At 45.7% G+C, this 16,662-nt stretch carries 14 protein-coding genes; 8 read left to right on the forward strand and 6 right to left on the reverse strand.

The genetic code is table 11. The annotated features are described in order from the left end of the window. Nucleotides 1-87: 87 nt before the first annotated feature. Entirely contained in the window at nucleotides 88-2,475 is a 2,388-nt protein-coding gene (gene mrcB / locus J4N44_RS13780) for a penicillin-binding protein 1B (protein WP_009698745.1), read from the reverse strand. Further along, a complete protein-coding gene (gene hrpB, locus J4N44_RS13785) occupies nucleotides 2,468-4,936 on the reverse strand; it encodes an ATP-dependent helicase HrpB (RefSeq protein ID WP_252044562.1) in 2,469 nt (822 codons plus the stop codon). The genes mrcB and hrpB overlap by 8 nt, the downstream gene beginning before the upstream one ends. 66 nt (nucleotides 4,937-5,002) lie before the next feature. Between hrpB and sfsA the strand changes: the two genes are divergently transcribed. From sfsA to panC, 7 genes are all read left to right on the forward strand, one after another. After that, nucleotides 5,003-5,719 (forward strand): DNA/RNA nuclease SfsA, encoded by a 717-nt coding sequence (gene sfsA / locus J4N44_RS13790; RefSeq protein ID WP_005446293.1) that lies wholly within the window; start codon nucleotides 5,003-5,005, stop codon nucleotides 5,717-5,719. A gap of 136 nt (nucleotides 5,720-5,855) precedes the next feature. Next, nucleotides 5,856-6,302 (forward strand): RNA polymerase-binding protein DksA, encoded by a 447-nt coding sequence (dksA, locus tag J4N44_RS13795; protein ID WP_005439389.1) that lies wholly within the window; start codon nucleotides 5,856-5,858, stop codon nucleotides 6,300-6,302. A gap of 113 nt (nucleotides 6,303-6,415) precedes the next feature. Next, nucleotides 6,416-7,300: a tRNA glutamyl-Q(34) synthetase GluQRS gene (gluQRS, locus tag J4N44_RS13800; RefSeq protein WP_005446291.1), complete on the forward strand. Its 885-nt coding sequence runs from the start codon at nucleotides 6,416-6,418 to the stop codon at nucleotides 7,298-7,300. 81 nt (nucleotides 7,301-7,381) lie between these two features. Next, a complete protein-coding gene (gene pcnB, locus J4N44_RS13805; RefSeq protein ID WP_005446289.1) occupies nucleotides 7,382-8,749 on the forward strand; it encodes a polynucleotide adenylyltransferase PcnB in 1,368 nt (455 codons plus the stop codon). Beyond that, nucleotides 8,746-9,231 carry a 2-amino-4-hydroxy-6-hydroxymethyldihydropteridine diphosphokinase gene (gene folK / locus J4N44_RS13810; protein WP_029790349.1) on the forward strand — a complete coding sequence of 162 codons (486 nt, stop codon included), beginning with the start codon at nucleotides 8,746-8,748 and terminating at the stop codon, nucleotides 9,229-9,231. Before pcnB ends, folK begins: the two co-directional genes overlap by 4 nt. Before the next feature lie 24 nt (nucleotides 9,232-9,255). Further along, complete coding sequence (gene panB / locus J4N44_RS13815; RefSeq protein ID WP_009698748.1) at nucleotides 9,256-10,050, forward strand: 3-methyl-2-oxobutanoate hydroxymethyltransferase; 795 nt, start codon at nucleotides 9,256-9,258, stop codon at nucleotides 10,048-10,050. 11 nt (nucleotides 10,051-10,061) lie between these two features. Beyond that, nucleotides 10,062-10,964, forward strand: a complete 903-nt coding sequence (panC, locus tag J4N44_RS13820; protein ID WP_009698749.1) for a pantoate--beta-alanine ligase — start codon at nucleotides 10,062-10,064, stop codon at nucleotides 10,962-10,964. A gap of 63 nt (nucleotides 10,965-11,027) precedes the next feature. On the opposite strand, the gene J4N44_RS13825 is transcribed toward panC, so the two are convergent. From J4N44_RS13825 to J4N44_RS13840, 4 genes are all read right to left on the reverse strand, one after another. Beyond that, nucleotides 11,028-11,957, reverse strand: a complete 930-nt coding sequence (locus tag J4N44_RS13825) for a Kdo(2)-lipid IV(A) acyltransferase (RefSeq protein ID WP_026138215.1) — start codon at nucleotides 11,955-11,957, stop codon at nucleotides 11,028-11,030. Between the two features lie 141 nt (nucleotides 11,958-12,098). Next, nucleotides 12,099-12,869: an ABC transporter permease gene (locus J4N44_RS13830; RefSeq protein ID WP_005446280.1), complete on the reverse strand. Its 771-nt coding sequence runs from the start codon at nucleotides 12,867-12,869 to the stop codon at nucleotides 12,099-12,101. Further along, entirely contained in the window at nucleotides 12,869-13,786 is a 918-nt protein-coding gene (locus tag J4N44_RS13835; RefSeq protein WP_005446278.1) for an ABC transporter ATP-binding protein, read from the reverse strand. The genes J4N44_RS13830 and J4N44_RS13835 overlap by 1 nt, the downstream gene beginning before the upstream one ends. Before the next feature lie 233 nt (nucleotides 13,787-14,019). After that, nucleotides 14,020-15,690 (reverse strand): SulP family inorganic anion transporter, encoded by a 1,671-nt coding sequence (locus tag J4N44_RS13840; RefSeq protein WP_009698752.1) that lies wholly within the window; start codon nucleotides 15,688-15,690, stop codon nucleotides 14,020-14,022. A gap of 283 nt (nucleotides 15,691-15,973) precedes the next feature. Here J4N44_RS13840 and can point away from each other — a divergent pair, with 283 nt between their 5' ends. Further along, the gene (can, locus tag J4N44_RS13845) at nucleotides 15,974-16,642 is read left to right on the forward strand and encodes a carbonate dehydratase (protein ID WP_005446273.1); all 669 of its coding nucleotides are present in this window, start codon (nucleotides 15,974-15,976) and stop codon (nucleotides 16,640-16,642) included. The last annotated feature ends 20 nt before the right edge of the window (nucleotides 16,643-16,662 follow it).

Raw genomic sequence — 16,662 nt, forward strand, 5'->3', positions numbered from 1 at the left:
TCACTTCTTCCTTTATTGAATATTTAACACCTACTTGTACTAAGAATTGAACAACTGCACAAGTCAGTGATGGTGTTTTTGATGGTCTTACCAATCAAATAAATTATTCAACCAGTTCGACTTTTTCTCGCATTGTTGTTTGATTTGCCCAGTTTTGTCCCACACTGGCAATTTGTACTCACTACGACAATTGATTTCTAACGCGCCGTTCGCTGCTTTTTGGAAGCCAAGTGTCGTCACCTCTTTTGGCCAAGGTAGCTCCAACCTTTCAGGAATACGCTGTTTCAAGTATTCCGCGTAAACACGCAATGCACCGCTTGAACCTGTCAACTTGGTAGACTTATTGTCATCGCGCCCAAGCCAAATCGTGGTAACTTCACGCCCATCAATACCCACAAACCAACTGTCACGACTGTCGTTACTCGTACCCGTTTTTCCTGCTAGTGCTGCCCAAGCAAACTGACTTTGTAGGAATCGTCCTGTCCCTTGTGCGACACCTTGCTTCATAGCATAGGTCGTTAACCAAGCCGCTTGTTCATCTACTGCTGGAGCTGACCGAGGTAGAGATTGATAAAGCACATTGCCGTCCATATCGACAACCGAACGCAGCGCCGACAGCTTGGCACGCTTACCAGAGTTAGTCAGCGTTTGATACATTTGCGCTACTTCAAACGGTGTTAATGAAAATGAGCCCAAGAACATGGATGGCACAGGGCGAATTTCATTCTTATCAACACCAAGGCGTTCTAAGGTATTAGACACCTCTGGGATACCAAGCTGCATCCCCAAACGAACGGTTGGTACATTCAATGATTTTGCCAAGGCTAAATACAACGGAACATCACCACGAAACTTACGGTCGAAGTTGCGTGGCGACCAAACGGAGCCTTTGCTCCCCTTCAAACTCAGAGGCGTATCATGAAGCGTTGTCCCAAGGTTGTATTTTTCAGGTTGCTCCAATGCCGTCAGATAGATAGCAGGTTTAACCAATGACCCAATTGGACGACTGGCATTCAGTGCACGGTTAAAGCCTTCATACCCGACACGTTTACCGCCAACCATTGCGCGAATTTCACCGCTATGACGATCCACGGCAACAGCAGCCGCTTCAAGCTCCTTACCTGCACGTTTTGCCAGTTCAGGGACTTTCTTCGCAATGGCTTTTTCGAGTTTACTTTGCGATACAGGATCAAGAGAGGTAAATAAGCGTAATCCGGTTTCTGCTTTGAAGTTGTCACCCACCTTCTCTTTCAGTTCGATATTCAGTTGTTGGAAATACGCAGGCTGTCGACTAGCGATACGTGGCTTGCTTTGTGTATCAAGTGGACGACTCACCGCTTGTTCGTATTGCTGCGCAGTCAGCATGTCTTGTTGCATCAGTAGACGCAGTACTAAGTCACGACGCGTCTTAGTACGTTCTGGGTAGCGAATAGGGTTGTAGTAAGATGGTCCTTTTACCATTCCCACTAGCATTGCAAGCTGATCGATACGTAGCTCTTGGATAGGCTGACCGAAGTAATAGCGTGATGCCAAAGCGAAACCATGAATCGCATCACCACCGCTCTGACCCAAATATACCTCGTTGAGGTAAGCTTCCAGAATACGGTCTTTGCTGTAACGATAATCGAGAATTAATGCGATATACGCTTCACGCACCTTGCGCCACAAGGTTTTATCACGAGTCAGGAACAAGTTTTTCGCCAACTGTTGAGTTAGCGTACTGCCGCCTTGTACGGTACGACCCGCTTTGATGTTCGCCACTAAAGCACGGGCAATGGCAAGTGGTGATACACCATCGTGTTGATAAAAGTCGCGATCTTCCGTCGCTAATAATGCATCAACTAAGATCTCCGGGAATTGATCGCGACGTAAGAACAAACGTTGCTCATTTTGGTCTTTTTCCAGCATTCCCAACATCTTAGGTTCAATGCGTAAGTAGCCAAGATCACCTTTCGACTCTAAAGATTGAATACGTTGTAAGCCGCTGCTTGAGAAATGCAACATCACATGACGATCAGGCTCTGGCCCGTCAGCAAATTCAAACGGACGACGAATCAGTTCAATACGCGTTGAAGAAGATGAATACTCACCTGGGTAACGAGGCTGGCTGACTTTACGGTAGTTCAGCACATCGAGTTCATTACGCATCTCTTTAATCGTAATGTTCTGTCCTGGGCTTAAATTGAGAATGCGGGCATAAACCACCGTAGGCAGATCAAACAACTGGCCATCAAAGCGATCTTTAACCACACTATCTAGGTAAATACCGACAAACAATAACACCGCAGCCAAGGCAACGCCGGCTTTCCAACTGAACGACCAAATGACTTTAAGCCAAGAACGTTTACCATTGTTTGTTTTTTTCGCTGGTGATTTTCTTGGGCGTTTTGCGCCACTTTTCTTAGTCGTCGTTTTACTTGACGCGGTCTTCTTGGCTGGCGCTCGCTTTGCACCGGGCTTTTTAGTATCAGTCATTGTTCAATTGTCTTTTTGTTTTGGTTGTCGCTACATGCGTCGCTGGATCGTCAGGCCAAACATGCTTAGGGTAACGACCTTTCATTTCTTTCTGTACTTCTTTGTAGCTTCCCACCCAGAATGCGGCGAGATCTGTCGTCACCTGAAGAGGGCGTTGTGCTGGAGAGAGTAATTCAAGCACCAGGCGCTTTCGTCCCTGTGCCACAGTTGGTGAAGTACTTTCACCAAACACCTCTTGCATACGGACAGAAAGCACAGGCTCATGACCACACTGATAACGAATTCGCTTTTTCGAACCAGTTGGCAGGCGGTACTCTTCAGGCAACCACTCATCAATATGCTGATTCAACGGCCATCCCAATCGAGCATTTAGTGCTTTCACTAAATTTACCTTTGCCAAGTCTTTCACTGAGGCAACCGTACTCATGTATGGCTCTAACCACTCTTCTAAGCTCGCCAGCAAATCAACGTCATCAAAACTTGGCCAAGCCTGCTCTGGTAACCATTCCACTGCGCAGCGAATACGTTCTAGTAAATTCTCCGCTGCTGGTGTCCAGTTTAGACTTTGTAAGCCCTGACGGCGGACATAGGTGAGTAAAGCTTGTGTCATTTTTTCTTTGCCTGGGCTTGGCAAGGCATCCCGCTTGATAATCAAACGCCCAAGCTTAACTTGACGCTCAGCCATCAATCGACCTTTTTTCTCATCCCAATCAACCACATCATCTGTTGTAAAGAGATGCTCAAACACTTCTTCTAACTCATTGATATCTAGTTCACAAGCCAGATTAATTTGACTAGAGTTGGAATGCGATCGCATTAAATCAATCGCGATTAAGTAATCACAATCGCCTAAAGTTTCTTCTGGTCGGCACTCAGCACCATGTCCGTTGGACAATGTAAAACGCCCATGTTGATTCGAACGTTGCTGCGCGACACGATCAGGAAATGCAAGGCTTAATACTAACGGCAGTGCTCGCTCATCAACCTCTGATAGACTGAACATCGTATCCAGTTTAAGGGCGACGGTTTGAGATCGCTTATGCAATATCGATTTTTTCGGATGTGTACCACTCACCCAACGATGTAAGCTGTGTGCGATATTCGTGATATTACGCTCTGGCTCTTCAATAAGAGCGACCGCAGCCAGTGCAGTGTTTAGCATTTTTACGTCATGTTGCTGTGCTTGAATTAGCATAGCTGCCGAGCGAGGTTCTACGCCAAGCTCATGAGCAATTTTGCCCTCAGGAGTCAGTTGACCTTGCTCAGAAAGCAGCCCTAACGCAATTAACAACTGCTTAGCTTGAGCAAGAGATGCCGCCGAAGGAGTGCTGAGCCATTTGAGCTCGGAAATATCTCCCGCTCCCCAAAAGGCTAACTCCATCACTAGGCTCGCTAAGTCTGAGTGCAGTATTTCTGGCTGTGGCACTTGTGGTTGCTGCTTAAATTGGCTTTCAGAGTAAAGGCGAACGCAAATCCCCTCTTCAATACGCCCTGCACGACCAGAACGTTGAATCGCAGACGATTGTGCCACTCGTACTTGCTCTAATCGCGTAAGCCCATTCTTCAAATCAAAACGCGCCACACGCTCTAATCCAGAATCAACAACTAGTCGAATACCTTCAATGGTCAAAGAAGTTTCGGCAATGTTAGTCGCGAGCACGACTTTGCGTTTATCTCCAGAAGCAGGAGCGATGGCTTTTTGCTGCTCGGCAAAGCTAAGTTGACCGTATAACGGACACACTTCTACGTTATCAGGTAGGTGTACTAAACGCTCTTGCACTTGCTTGATGGCACCAACACCCGGAAGAAAAGCAAGCAAAGAACCAGACTCTTTCTGAATTAAACTTTCTATTGTTTTTGCCATTGATGTCGGTAGGTGATCGTTGACTCCTAGCGGCAAGTAACGAGTCTCTACCTCAAAACTGCGACCTTGAGACTCTATATATGCCGCCTCTGGCAGCAAGGTTTGCAACGCACCTTGATCGAGCGTTGCCGACATCACAACAAGCTTTAAATCATCTCGTAATGCCTCTTGAACCTCCAAACTGAAAGCCAACGCGGTGTCTGCGTGAATGCTGCGCTCATGAAATTCATCAAAGATCAGTAAATCGATGCCGTTTAATTCAGGGTCACTTTGGATCATACGGGTCATGATCCCTTCAGTCACAATTTCAAGTTGCGTGTTTTTACTCACCTTCGTTTCACCGCGAACTCGGTACCCAACACGTTCTCCGACTTGTTCACCTAACTGCTGTGCGAGATAACGAGCGATATTACGCGCCGCCAGACGTCGAGGCTCCAGCATCACGATTTTGCCTGTCACAGATTGTTTTTGTAGAAGTTGCAGTGGGAAGTACGTGGATTTACCAGCACCTGGTGCGGCTTTGAGGATCACTTGATGTTGATTTTTGACCGCCGTAAGTAATTGTGGCATCACGGCTTCAATCGGCAATTGTGACAAAGGAAATACCCTGTGGTGTAATGTTGGCAACATTGTACATAAAAACACTCTTGGCTAAATAAGCAAATGCAATTCGAACCCGCTCTAGAGTCAGCGACTCTGCTCAAACGCTACAAACGCTTTCTTGCCGATATCGAACTGGATAACGGTGAGATTCGAACAATTCACTGTGCGAACACTGGCGCAATGACAGGCTGTGCCACTCCGGGCAACAAAGTTTGGTACTCCACTTCCGATAACCCAAAGCGCAAATATCCGAACAGCTGGGAACTCAGTGAAACCGCACAAGGGCATCGGATCTGCATTAATACCGCTCGCGCGAACCAATTAGCCGTAGAAGCAATTGAAAATAATGTCATTTCAGAGTTGTTGGGATATGACCAACTTCAAACTGAGGTGAAATATGGCAATGAAAATAGCCGAATTGATATCTTGCTCAGCGCAAGCGACAAATCAAAGTGTTATATAGAAGTGAAGAGCGTCACCCTACTTGATGAAGAAAGCTCATCAGGACAAGGTTATTTCCCTGATGCCGTGACTACCAGAGGGCAAAAGCACCTGAGAGAGCTCACAGAAATGGCACAAAATGGAAGTAGAGCCATACTTTTATTCACTGTTTTACATTCAGGTATTGAAAAAGTATCCGCGGCGCACCATATAGACGCGAAATATTCAACGTTACTAAAACAAGCACAAGACGCTGGAGTGGAAGTTCTCTGCTATAAAGCTGAGTTAAGCAACACTGAAATCAAACTAATCTCGGCGATTGAATTTATCAATTAAGAGAAAAAATGATGTCATCTTCACAATGATGATAAGTTTGCAATTCAGTAATTGCCTGCACCGCCTCTTTTTGCTATAGATACCCGCCTTAAATTGACTGCAAAGCAGTTGACTAGGTGTAAGTAGGAGATGCTGTATGCCAGAATCAAAGAAGAAAACGATAGGCATCCTAGCCATTGCCGGTGTGGAGCCATATCAGGAAAAGCCTGGTGAAGAATACATGTCACCAGAGCAGGTTGAACACTTTACAAAGATCTTAACAGCTTGGCGTAATCAGCTCAGGGAAGAAGTCGATCGCACTGTACACCACATGCAGGACGAAGCAGCAAACTTCCCAGATCCAGTTGACCGTGCTTCTCAAGAGGAAGAGTTCAGCTTAGAACTGCGTAACCGTGACCGTGAGCGTCGTCTGATCAAGAAGATCGAAAAGACTCTAGATAAAATCACTGAAGACGACTTTGGCTTCTGTGAATCTTGTGGCGTAGAGATCGGCGTTCGTCGCCTAGAAGCGCGTCCAACTGCAGACCTTTGTATTGACTGTAAAACACTTGCAGAGATCAAAGAGAAACAGATGCAAGGTTAATCAATCTGGCATTATGATTATTGAAAGGGAGCTCAGGCTCCCTTTTTGTTTTAGCTAACTTCGCAACGTCGAGTTTGTCGCTTTTTATACCCGTATAATTTCGAGATATACGCATGACACGCTATGTAGGTCGATTCGCCCCATCCCCTTCTGGTCCATTACATTTTGGTTCCCTCGTCGCTGCATTGGGCAGCTATTTCCAAGCGAAAGCTAACCAGGGTACTTGGCTCGTTCGTATTGAAGACCTTGATCCACCAAGAGAGATGCCAGGAGCGGCTGAGGCTATACTGAATGCGCTAAAAGCATATCAACTGCACTGGGATGGCGAAGTGGTCTATCAAAGTGACCGTCACGACCTTTATCAGACGCAAATTGATACTTGGTTAGAGAATGGTGACGCTTACTATTGCCAATGCACGCGCAAGCAAATCAAAGAGCATGGTGGTTATTATCCCGGCACTTGTCGCGACAAAGGCTTGAAAGAAGGCGCGATTCGCCTAAAAATGACCAAGCCCATCGCTAATTTTCTCGATCAGAAGCATGGCTTGATGACCATGCCTCCTGCGTTAGTAAATGAAGATTTCATTATTAAACGTCGAGATGGATTATTTGCCTATAATCTTGCGGTAGTATTAGATGACATTGACCAAGGGGTGACTGAAGTCGTCCGTGGAGCCGATTTAATTGAACCTACAGGTCGTCAAATCAGCTTGTACCAAATCCTTGGAAAACCAGAAGTTAGCTACTTACATTTGCCATTAGCGATGGATACTAATGGCAACAAGCTGTCGAAACAAAATCATGCGACAGCGATTGATGTCGATAATCCGAAGCCTGCTCTGCTGCACGCCATGACGTTTTTAGGCTTCCATATTCCAGAAGCCATTCAAGCCGCTAATGTAGATGAAATACTGCGTTGGGGATGTAAAAATTGGTGTTTAGAGCAGCTTCCAGCAGAGATCGAGATCACACCGAGATTCTCAAACGGCACTGCGTAGGCTATTATTAGCCGCAAAATTGGCCCTAGAGGCGTAAAAAACTAACCAAAGCAAGATTGGATTAAACCCAGTTATTGCCAGATGCACATGAATACAAACGACTATACAACAAGCGAATCTGCCATGATCCCAGAACTCGCTCTCAATGTAATTACTCGTGAAGAGCACAACATTTCGCGTAAGCAGATCAGTGACAATGCACTGAAGGTGCTATACCGACTAAACGGTGCCGGTTTCGATGCTTTTCTTGTGGGTGGCGGGGTTCGAGACTTACTGCTTGGACAGAAACCAAAAGACTTTGATATCGCAACCAACGCGACTCCAGAACAAATCAAGCAACTGTTTAGAAACTGCCGTTTGATTGGTCGTCGCTTCCGTCTCGCCCACATTATGTTTGGACGTGACATCATCGAAGTTGCGACTTTCCGCGGTCACCACCAAGAGCAAAAAAACAAGAACGTTTCACAGCAGTCTAAAGAAGGCATGCTGCTTCGTGACAATGTTTACGGCACGATTGATGAAGATGCAGAGCGCCGTGACTTCACGATTAACTCGATGTACTACAACATCGCAGACTACTCAATTCACGACTACGCGCGTGGTATTGAAGACCTAGAAGACCGCCTTGTTCGCCTGATCGGTGATCCAGAAACCCGCTATCGCGAAGACCCTGTGCGTATGCTGCGTGCGATTCGCTTTGCCGTGAAACTCGACTTCGACATCGAAGAAGACACCGCCGCACCAATTGAAGAGATGTCAACGCTACTACGCGACATCCCATCTGCGCGCCTGTTCGAAGAATCGTTAAAGCTGCTTCAATCAGGTCATGGTCTAGAGACCTATCACCTCCTGCGTGAGTACAACCTATTCCAACAGTTGTTCCCAGCAATTGCTGAGCACTTCACGGAAGAATACGAATCTCACACCGAGCAAATGCTCGATTTAGTGCTTGATTCAACCGACATGCGTATTGAAGAAGGCAAGCGCATTAACCCAGCATTCATGTTTGCTGCAATGCTGTGGTACCCGCTATGTGCGATGGCAGATAAGTTAATGGAACAGCGTAATCTGTGCCATTACGATGCCATCATGGAAGCGAGCAACATCATTCTTGATGACCAAGTTCGTACGATTGCTATTCCACGCCGTCATACCGCCACTATCCGTGAAATTTGGCAACTGCAATTACGTCTTCCTCGACGTAATGGTAAGCGTGCATTCCGCCTAATGGAGCTCAACAAATTTAGAGCTGGCTTTGATTTTCTTGAAATGCGCGGTGAAATTGAGGGTGGCGAGACTCAGAAGCTTGCCAAGTGGTGGGAAACTTTCCAAAATGCAGGCCGAGAAATGCGCCAAGCAATGGCAGGTGACCTTGATAGCCAAGCACCTAAAACCGGTCAACGCCGCCGCAAAACCTATCGCAAGAAAAAGAGTAAGCCAAAATCATGATCACAGCATACATTGCGGTAGGCAGTAACTTGGCTGATCCCGTCAGCCAAGCGAAACAAGCGATTGAGGCTCTAAAATCAATCCCAAACTCTGAGTTTGTGCAAGCCTCTTCGCTCTACAGCAGTACGCCGATGGGACCACAAAACCAACCGGATTACATCAATGCGGTTGTGGCGATAAAAACCAATTTGACGCCTCTTGAGCTACTCGATTGCACCCAAGCGATTGAGCAAGAACAAGGGCGTGTCCGTAAAGATGAACGTTGGGGACCAAGAACCTTGGATCTCGATATAATTCTTTACGGCAATGAGGTGATTGATTCCGAAAGACTGACAGTTCCACACTATGGAATGAGAGAGCGCGAGTTCGTACTCTACCCTCTTGCGGAAATTGCACCAAGTTTACAACTCCCAGACGGGACCGAGGTATCGTCACTACTTGAGCAAGTAGATCGTAACGGCCTCAGCATTTGGCAGTCATAGCCAACTCCTAGTGAGGAAAAAACAATGAAAAAAATGACCATTAACGACCTGATTAAGTGGAAGCAAGAAGGTCGTAAATTTGCTACTTCAACTGCATACGATGCGAGCTTTGCCCAACTTTTTGAAAGCCAAGAAATGCCTGTTTTATTAGTAGGTGACTCTCTAGGTATGGTTCTGCAAGGTAAATCAGACACGTTACCCGTTACTGTTGAAGATATCGCTTATCACACCCGCTGTGTACGCGCAGGCAGTCCAAACTGTCTATTGATGGCTGATATGCCATTCATGAGCTACGCTACGCCAGAGCAAGCGTGTGAGAACGCAGCAACGCTAATGCGTGCTGGTGCAAATATGGTAAAAATCGAGGGCGGCGACTGGTTAGTTGATACCGTTAAGATGCTAACTGAACGTGCTGTACCAGTATGTGCTCACCTTGGTCTAACCCCTCAATCAGTCAATATCTTTGGTGGTTACAAAGTGCAAGGCCGCGATCAAGAAAAAGCCGATCGTATGGTAAAAGACGCACTGGCACTGCAAGAAGCTGGTGCTCAAATTGTTTTACTAGAGTGTGTTCCTGCTGAATTAGCGGCTCGTATTACGCAAGTTCTTGATGTTCCAGTAATTGGTATTGGTGCAGGTAATGTGACAGATGGTCAAATTCTTGTAATGCACGATATGTTTGGAATTTCGGCGAACTACATGCCAAAATTCTCGAAAAACTTCCTTGCTGAAACAGGCGATATGCGCAAAGCCGTGGCTCAATATATGGCTGATGTTGAAAGCGGTGCATTCCCAGACGAAGCTCATACCATTGCCTAGAGGATAAATGCATGCAAACTTTTGCGGAAATCTCAGCGATTCGTGAACAAGTAAAAACCTTTAAGCGTGAAGGTCGTAAAGTGGCGTTTGTTCCAACTATGGGCAACCTCCATGAAGGTCACTTAACACTTGTTCGTAAAGCTCGCGAATACGCGGATGTCGTTGTTGTAAGCATCTTTGTAAACCCGATGCAGTTTGACCGTGCAGACGATTTAAACAACTACCCTCGAACTCTAGAAGAAGATTTGAGCAAGCTAGGTGGTGAAGGCGTAGAAATCGTGTTCACACCAACACCTGAAATCATCTACCCAGAAGGCTTGGATAAACAAACGTTTGTTGATGTTCCTGGTCTGTCTACCATTCTTGAAGGTGCTTCTCGCCCAGGTCATTTCCGTGGCGTTACTACCATCGTTAACAAGCTTTTCAACATCGTTCAACCTGATGTTGCGTGCTTTGGTGAAAAAGACTTCCAACAACTTGCCGTGATTCGCAAGATGGTTGAAGACTTGGCAATGGACATCGAGATTATTGGCGTACCAACAGTACGTGAGATGGACGGTCTTGCAATGAGCTCACGCAATGGTCTTTTGACGATTGATGAGCGTCAACGTGCACCAGTGCTAGCTCGTACAATGCGTTGGATTAGCAGCGCAATGCGTGGCGGTCGTGATGATTACGCATCAGTGATTGAAGACGCAAGCGATCAGCTTCGTGCAGCAGGTCTTCAACCAGATGAAATCTTCATCCGTGATGCTCGTACACTTCAAGCAATCACTGCAGAGACAACCCAAGCGGTAATCTTGATGTCAGCATTCTTAGGTAAAGCCCGCCTAATCGACAACCAAACGGTTGATATGGCAGTAGAAACCAAAGAAGATGAATCAAGCGAAGAAAGCTCAGCAAGCGCAGAGTAAATCTAAATCTTAAATAAAAAAGGTCGGCACTAAGCCGACCTTTTTTGTATCTAGTAATGAGATTTATGAATAGACGCATTGAAGTCCTTCAGGGCGAGTCTTAAATCGCTTGTGCAACCACATCCACGCGGGAATATCTCGTTTTATCATCCCTTCAATCTCTTGATTCAAAATACTCGCGGCTTTAACTGGATTTCGTCGTTCAAACTGCCCACTCAGATCCTCACCAATGTAAAGCGTATATCGGTTATCGTTCATGACCGTCACTCCGGACATCACCGCACACTTGGTTGCATCAATTAATACACTCGATCCCGCCGTACTTGCCGCCTGTTCAACGGCAAAGAAAGGAGCAAATACCGAATTGTTCACCCCATAATCGTGATCTGGTAGGTACCACAGCCGCTGACCATTTTTCAGAACTTTAAGCATCGACTTTACGTCTTTTCGGTCTATCATTTGATGCCCACAGCGCGTTCGACCACGATGCTGAATAAACTCATAAGCAGGGTTTGAGTTCGGGCGATACACACCGTACCCTTTCGCAAATTGGCTAAAAATACGCGCCGTCATCTCTAAGTTAAGATGGTGGCTGCATATCACCAGCACACCACGTCCATTTCTTTCTTGTTCAAGAATGCGCTCTTTACCAACCACCGTCACCAAACGTTTTACCCGCCAATCGGGCCAAAACCAAGCCATGCCCGTTTCAATCAGTGCCATGCCGGTGTATTTAAAGTTTGCCTTCACCAACTCCTCACACTGGTGTTCATTATATTCAGGGAAACAGAGCTTGAGATTACGCTTAGCAATTTTCCGGCGGCGCTTCATTGGCAGCATTGCAAGGGAGCCAATACCTCTTCCCAGTACTCGCAGCAGCGGATACGGTAGCGCATTAACAACAAACGCGAGCAAGCCAAATGCAAACCAGACAGACCAGTATTTAGGGAGAAGCAATTTCAAGGTGAAAGGTGGGGACGGAACGGTATTCATGGCTTGACTCATTTACAACAAATGCATTTACAGAAATGAGTAAAACCTAGCATGTAAAAAGTCGAAAAATTGTATGGGAATGTATAGAAATGCATAAAGAAAGAGCAGCTCTCATCGCTGCTCTTTCAACATCTGTTTATGTTAGCTTCTCAAGCCAATTCCTTTGGTCACGAGGTAATGTGCCACGGCATAAAGCGCAACAACGAATACCGTCAGCACGCTAAATGACGTCACAATGCCAACATCAGAAACCCCGAGAAAACCGTAACGGAATGCGTTCACCATGTAGACGATAGGGTTCAGCTTCGACACACCTTGCCAGAACTCAGGCAACAGGCTGATAGAGTAGAACACGCCACCTAAGTAGGTCAGAGGCGTCAATACAAACGTCGGGATTATAGAGATATCGTCGAACGTTCTTGCATAAACTGCGTTGATTAAGCCACCTAGTGAGAACACAACTGATGTCATAAATACCGTCGCGATAATGATGCCCCAGTGGTCGACTTGCAGATCCACAAAAAACAGAGACACAAACGTCACAATAGTTCCCACCAATAAACCACGCACAACGCCTCCCATGACAAAACCGAGGATGATCACGTAGTTTGGTACCGGTGCAACCAGAAGCTCTTCAATATTACGCTGAAATTTCGAGCTAAAGAACGATGAGGCCACATTGGAATACGAGTTGGTGATCACCGACATCATAATCAGACCAGGCACAATGTACTCCATGTAACTAAAACCGTTCATGTCGCCAATGCGAGAGCCAATCAAACTACCAAAAATGATGAAGTACAGCGTCATTGTAATCGCTGGCGGAACTAGCGTTTGTACCCAAATACGAGTAAAGCGATTGATTTCTTTGGTGAGCAGGCTGCAAAAAGCCGTCCAATATAACTTGTACATTATTGGTTACCTCCGCGAACGATGCTGACAAACAACTCTTCCAAGCGGTTCGCTTTGTTACGCATAGACAGCACTTTTACGCCATGTTCGGAAAGCTGACTGAATACTGAGTTCAACCCCTGGCTCTTATCCAGTTCAATTTCTAGCGAGCCATTTATCATAACCTGACTATTCACCCCTTTAAGCTCTGGCATCTCACCGTCAAACTCAACATCGAGAATGAAGGTTTCAACACGAAGCTTACCAAGCAGCGCTTTCATCGTCGTATTCTCAATAAGCTCACCTTTGTTGATGATACCGATATTGCGACACAACATTTCTGCTTCTTCAAGGTAGTGAGTCGTTAGAATGATAGTAATACCCTGCTCTTGGTTAATCTCTTTTAAGAAATCCCACATCGAGCGACGCAATTCGATATCGACACCAGCGGTTGGTTCATCAAGGATCAACAACTGTGGCTCATGCATTAAAGCGCGAGCAATCATAAGACGGCGCTTCATACCACCAGATAGATTACGCGCACGTTCTTTGCGTTTTTCCCACAAATCGAGCTTTGTCAGATACTTCTCGGCACGTTCTTTCGCCTGAATCTTTGACACGCCATAGTAGCCTGCTTGCTGCATCACAATCTGTTCAACCGTCTCAAATTGGTTGAAGTTGAATTCTTGTGGCACCAAACCTAGGTTTTGCTTTGCTAATTCAAGATGCGTATCAATGTCGTAACCAAAGACCTTGGTCGTGCCTGAAGTTTTGTTTACCAAAGAAGAGATAATGCCAATCGTAGTGGATTTACCTGCACCATTTGGTCCTAGAAGCGCGTAGAAGTCACCTTTTTCTACTGTTAGGCTAATACCCTTCAACGCTTCAAATCCGCCCGCATAGGTCTTGCGAAGCTGTTCAATTTCTAATGCGTACATTGCGTAATAATTGCCATCTGTTGATGAATCGTGAATGCCAATACCGATAGAGAGTTGATATGACTCAGCGGTCAAAGCGGTATTGCACTGAAGTTGAATTAGTTTATCGTTGAATAACGATGAATACAAATAAACCTTTCTATAAAATTAGAAATAACTATAAATCCCCGACTCCGTATACTAAAAAGCGCCGCCAAACAACTTTGGCAGCGCTTTTAAAAAACAAAACAAGATTACATTGTTAGCATTTGATGCTCATCTGTTTCTACATGCTTTATCGCAGCATTCAATGCCTCATAACGGAACTTGTAAGTGTTCTCATCAGGGACTAAATCAATCACGTGGAACTTCTCTAATTGCTCACGTGTGCGTTGGTTTGGACACAGCAAGTAAACTTCACACTCCGCATCCAACGCATCTTTGATCGCATTCTCAAGCGCTAAGCCTACCGTAACATCAATCATCGGCACATCAGTCAGATCGAGGATCATCACTTCGTAATCCGAAATACTGGAGTGTTGACGAGAAATGGCTTTCGAAACACTGAAGATCATTGGTCCAGACAAGTAGAAGAACAAGACTTTACCATTGGCTCGATCAAGCAGTCCTCGTTCACTGTCCGTAAGCGGAACATCATCTTCATCGGCATCACTGATGGCCTTAACTTGGCGTGCTTGCTCACGACTCAAACGCTCAATGATGATGATATTAGAAATAAATACCCCTAACCCCACAGCAACAATCAAATCAACAAAGACCGTCAGCAGCATGACGCCATACATAACCGCCATACCTGGGAAGCTCACCTTATGAGCACGTTGGATAAAACTCCAATCAAGAATATTGAAGCCAACATACACTGCAATACCCGCCAGCACAGCCATCGGGATAGGTTCGGTCAAGCCACTTGCAACCAAAACCACCAGCGCGAGAATCAGCGCACGAATAACACCAGACAAAGGAGAACGAGCCCCTACTTGGATATTGGTTACTGTACCCATTGTGGCACCAGCACCTGGTAAAGCGCCAAACAAACCAGAAATCATGTTTGCCAAGCCTTGACCACGTAGCTCCTTGTCTGAGTCATGCTCTTTACGTGTTAATGAATCACCGATTACCGCAGTTAATAGCGTATCAATACAACCCAACGTACCCAGAACTAATGCATCAATGACCATCTCGGTGAACATCGCAGGATCGATATGTGGCACGACCAAAGAAGGTAAGCCTGCTGGGATTTCACCAATTCGACGAATGTCTTCTGCATCAAACAAAATCACCGATAACAACGTAACCGCTACTAGCGCGACAAGTTGGGCGGGTACGTACTTACGATACTGCTTCGGAAAGAAGAATAAGATGCCTAATGTCAGCAAGCCCAAAAACAACTCGCTAAACTTCAGGTTAGAAATGGTATCAGGCAATGCCGATAATGTGCCTATAACCCCACCAGAAGGTGCAGCATGACCGAGTAAAGGCGACAACTGCAAGATAATCAGAATCACGCCAATCCCTGACATGAATCCCGAGATGACACTATAAGGCATGAGTGTCACGTATTTACCGAGTTTCAATGTACCAAGCACAATTTGAAACGCCCCGGCCATCATCACAACGGTGAATGTCATTGCCATTCCCGTCTCTGGGTACTTCGCCATCATGCTAGTCAACACGGCGGTCATGATCACTGTCATAGGACCGGTAGGCTCAGAAATCAGAGTGTTGGAACCACCAAACAGTGACGCGAAAAGCCCCACCATGATCGCACCCCATAAACCTGCTTCTGCGCCAGCGCCAGATGCGACACCAAAGGCTAACGCAAGAGGAAGTGAAATAATGGCCGTGGTGACGCCACCAAACAGATCCCCTTTCAAGTTGATATCCTTAAAGCGACTACCGAACATTGAATTTGCTCCCTGCATTAAAAAGACAAAATGCCATCAATCTAACAAATATTTCGCCAAAGAAAAAAACACAATAAAACCACGAATTCGCTAGGCTTGTTCGCATACTGAATGATGTCTGCATATTTTATGATTTTCACAGCGAGAACTAGTCAGATGAGTCATCTTGAATGAATATTTAACGGGATCGAAATTGTAACATTGTGTATAGTTACAGCGCTGATCGCTTTATAAGCACTGGTGAGTGGTTGGTTTTTTTAATTTTTAGGGAAGTAGATGTCAGATGCCGGAAATTAAACAATTATTCGAAAATAACTCTAAGTGGTCAGAAGAAATTAAATCTGATCGTCCAGAATACTTTGCAAAGCTTGCAGAAGGTCAGAAACCAGACTTTCTTTGGATTGGATGCTCAGACAGTCGCGTTCCTGCAGAGCGATTGACCGGTCTTTTCTCTGGCGAGTTATTTGTTCACCGAAACGTTGCGAACCAGGTCATCCACACAGACCTAAACTGCCTCTCTGTGGTGCAATACGCCGTGGACGTATTGAAAGTAAAACACATCATCGTATGTGGTCACTATGGCTGTGGTGGCGTTAACGCCGCTATTGATAATCCTCAACTAGGTCTTATCAATAACTGGTTACTTCATATCCGTGACCTTTACTTTAAACATCGCCCATACCTAGACCAGATGCCTCTTGAAGACCGCGCTGACAAACTGGGTGAAATCAACGTAGCTGAGCAAGTCTATAACTTAGGCAACTCCACCATCATGCAAAATGCGTGGGAGCGTGGTCAGGACGTTGAGATTCATGGCGTAGTTTACGGGATTGAAGATGGTCGCCTTGAATACTTGGGAATTCGTTCAAACTCAAAAGAGACCGTGGAAGCCTCTTACCAAAAAGCGCTCTCAACCATTCTTAACTCAGACAACAAATTGCTTTGTCGCTGAGTTAAAAACATAAGCCGAAC

This window comes from Vibrio sp. SCSIO 43155 (genome assembly GCF_023716605.1).
Lineage (GTDB): Bacteria > Pseudomonadota > Gammaproteobacteria > Enterobacterales > Vibrionaceae > Vibrio > Vibrio harveyi.

Excerpts from the sequence above, each read along its gene's own strand:
- mrcB (WP_009698745.1), bottom strand. The coding sequence starts at position 2,475 with ATGACTGATACTAAAAAGCCCGGTGCAAAGCGAGCGCCAGCCAAGAAG.
- sfsA (WP_005446293.1), top strand. The coding sequence starts at position 5,003 with ATGCAATTCGAACCCGCTCTAGAGTCAGCGACTCTGCTCAAACGCTAC.
- dksA (WP_005439389.1), top strand. The coding sequence starts at position 5,856 with ATGCCAGAATCAAAGAAGAAAACGATAGGCATCCTAGCCATTGCCGGT.
- gluQRS (WP_005446291.1), top strand. The coding sequence starts at position 6,416 with ATGACACGCTATGTAGGTCGATTCGCCCCATCCCCTTCTGGTCCATTA.
- pcnB (WP_005446289.1), top strand. The coding sequence starts at position 7,382 with ATGCACATGAATACAAACGACTATACAACAAGCGAATCTGCCATGATC.
- folK (WP_029790349.1), top strand. The coding sequence starts at position 8,746 with ATGATCACAGCATACATTGCGGTAGGCAGTAACTTGGCTGATCCCGTC.
- panB (WP_009698748.1), top strand. The coding sequence starts at position 9,256 with ATGAAAAAAATGACCATTAACGACCTGATTAAGTGGAAGCAAGAAGGT.
- panC (WP_009698749.1), top strand. The coding sequence starts at position 10,062 with ATGCAAACTTTTGCGGAAATCTCAGCGATTCGTGAACAAGTAAAAACC.
- J4N44_RS13825 (WP_026138215.1), bottom strand. The coding sequence starts at position 11,957 with ATGAATACCGTTCCGTCCCCACCTTTCACCTTGAAATTGCTTCTCCCT.
- J4N44_RS13830 (WP_005446280.1), bottom strand. The coding sequence starts at position 12,869 with ATGTACAAGTTATATTGGACGGCTTTTTGCAGCCTGCTCACCAAAGAA.
- J4N44_RS13835 (WP_005446278.1), bottom strand. The coding sequence starts at position 13,786 with ATGTACGCATTAGAAATTGAACAGCTTCGCAAGACCTATGCGGGCGGA.
- J4N44_RS13840 (WP_009698752.1), bottom strand. The coding sequence starts at position 15,690 with ATGTTCGGTAGTCGCTTTAAGGATATCAACTTGAAAGGGGATCTGTTT.
- can (WP_005446273.1), top strand. The coding sequence starts at position 15,974 with ATGCCGGAAATTAAACAATTATTCGAAAATAACTCTAAGTGGTCAGAA.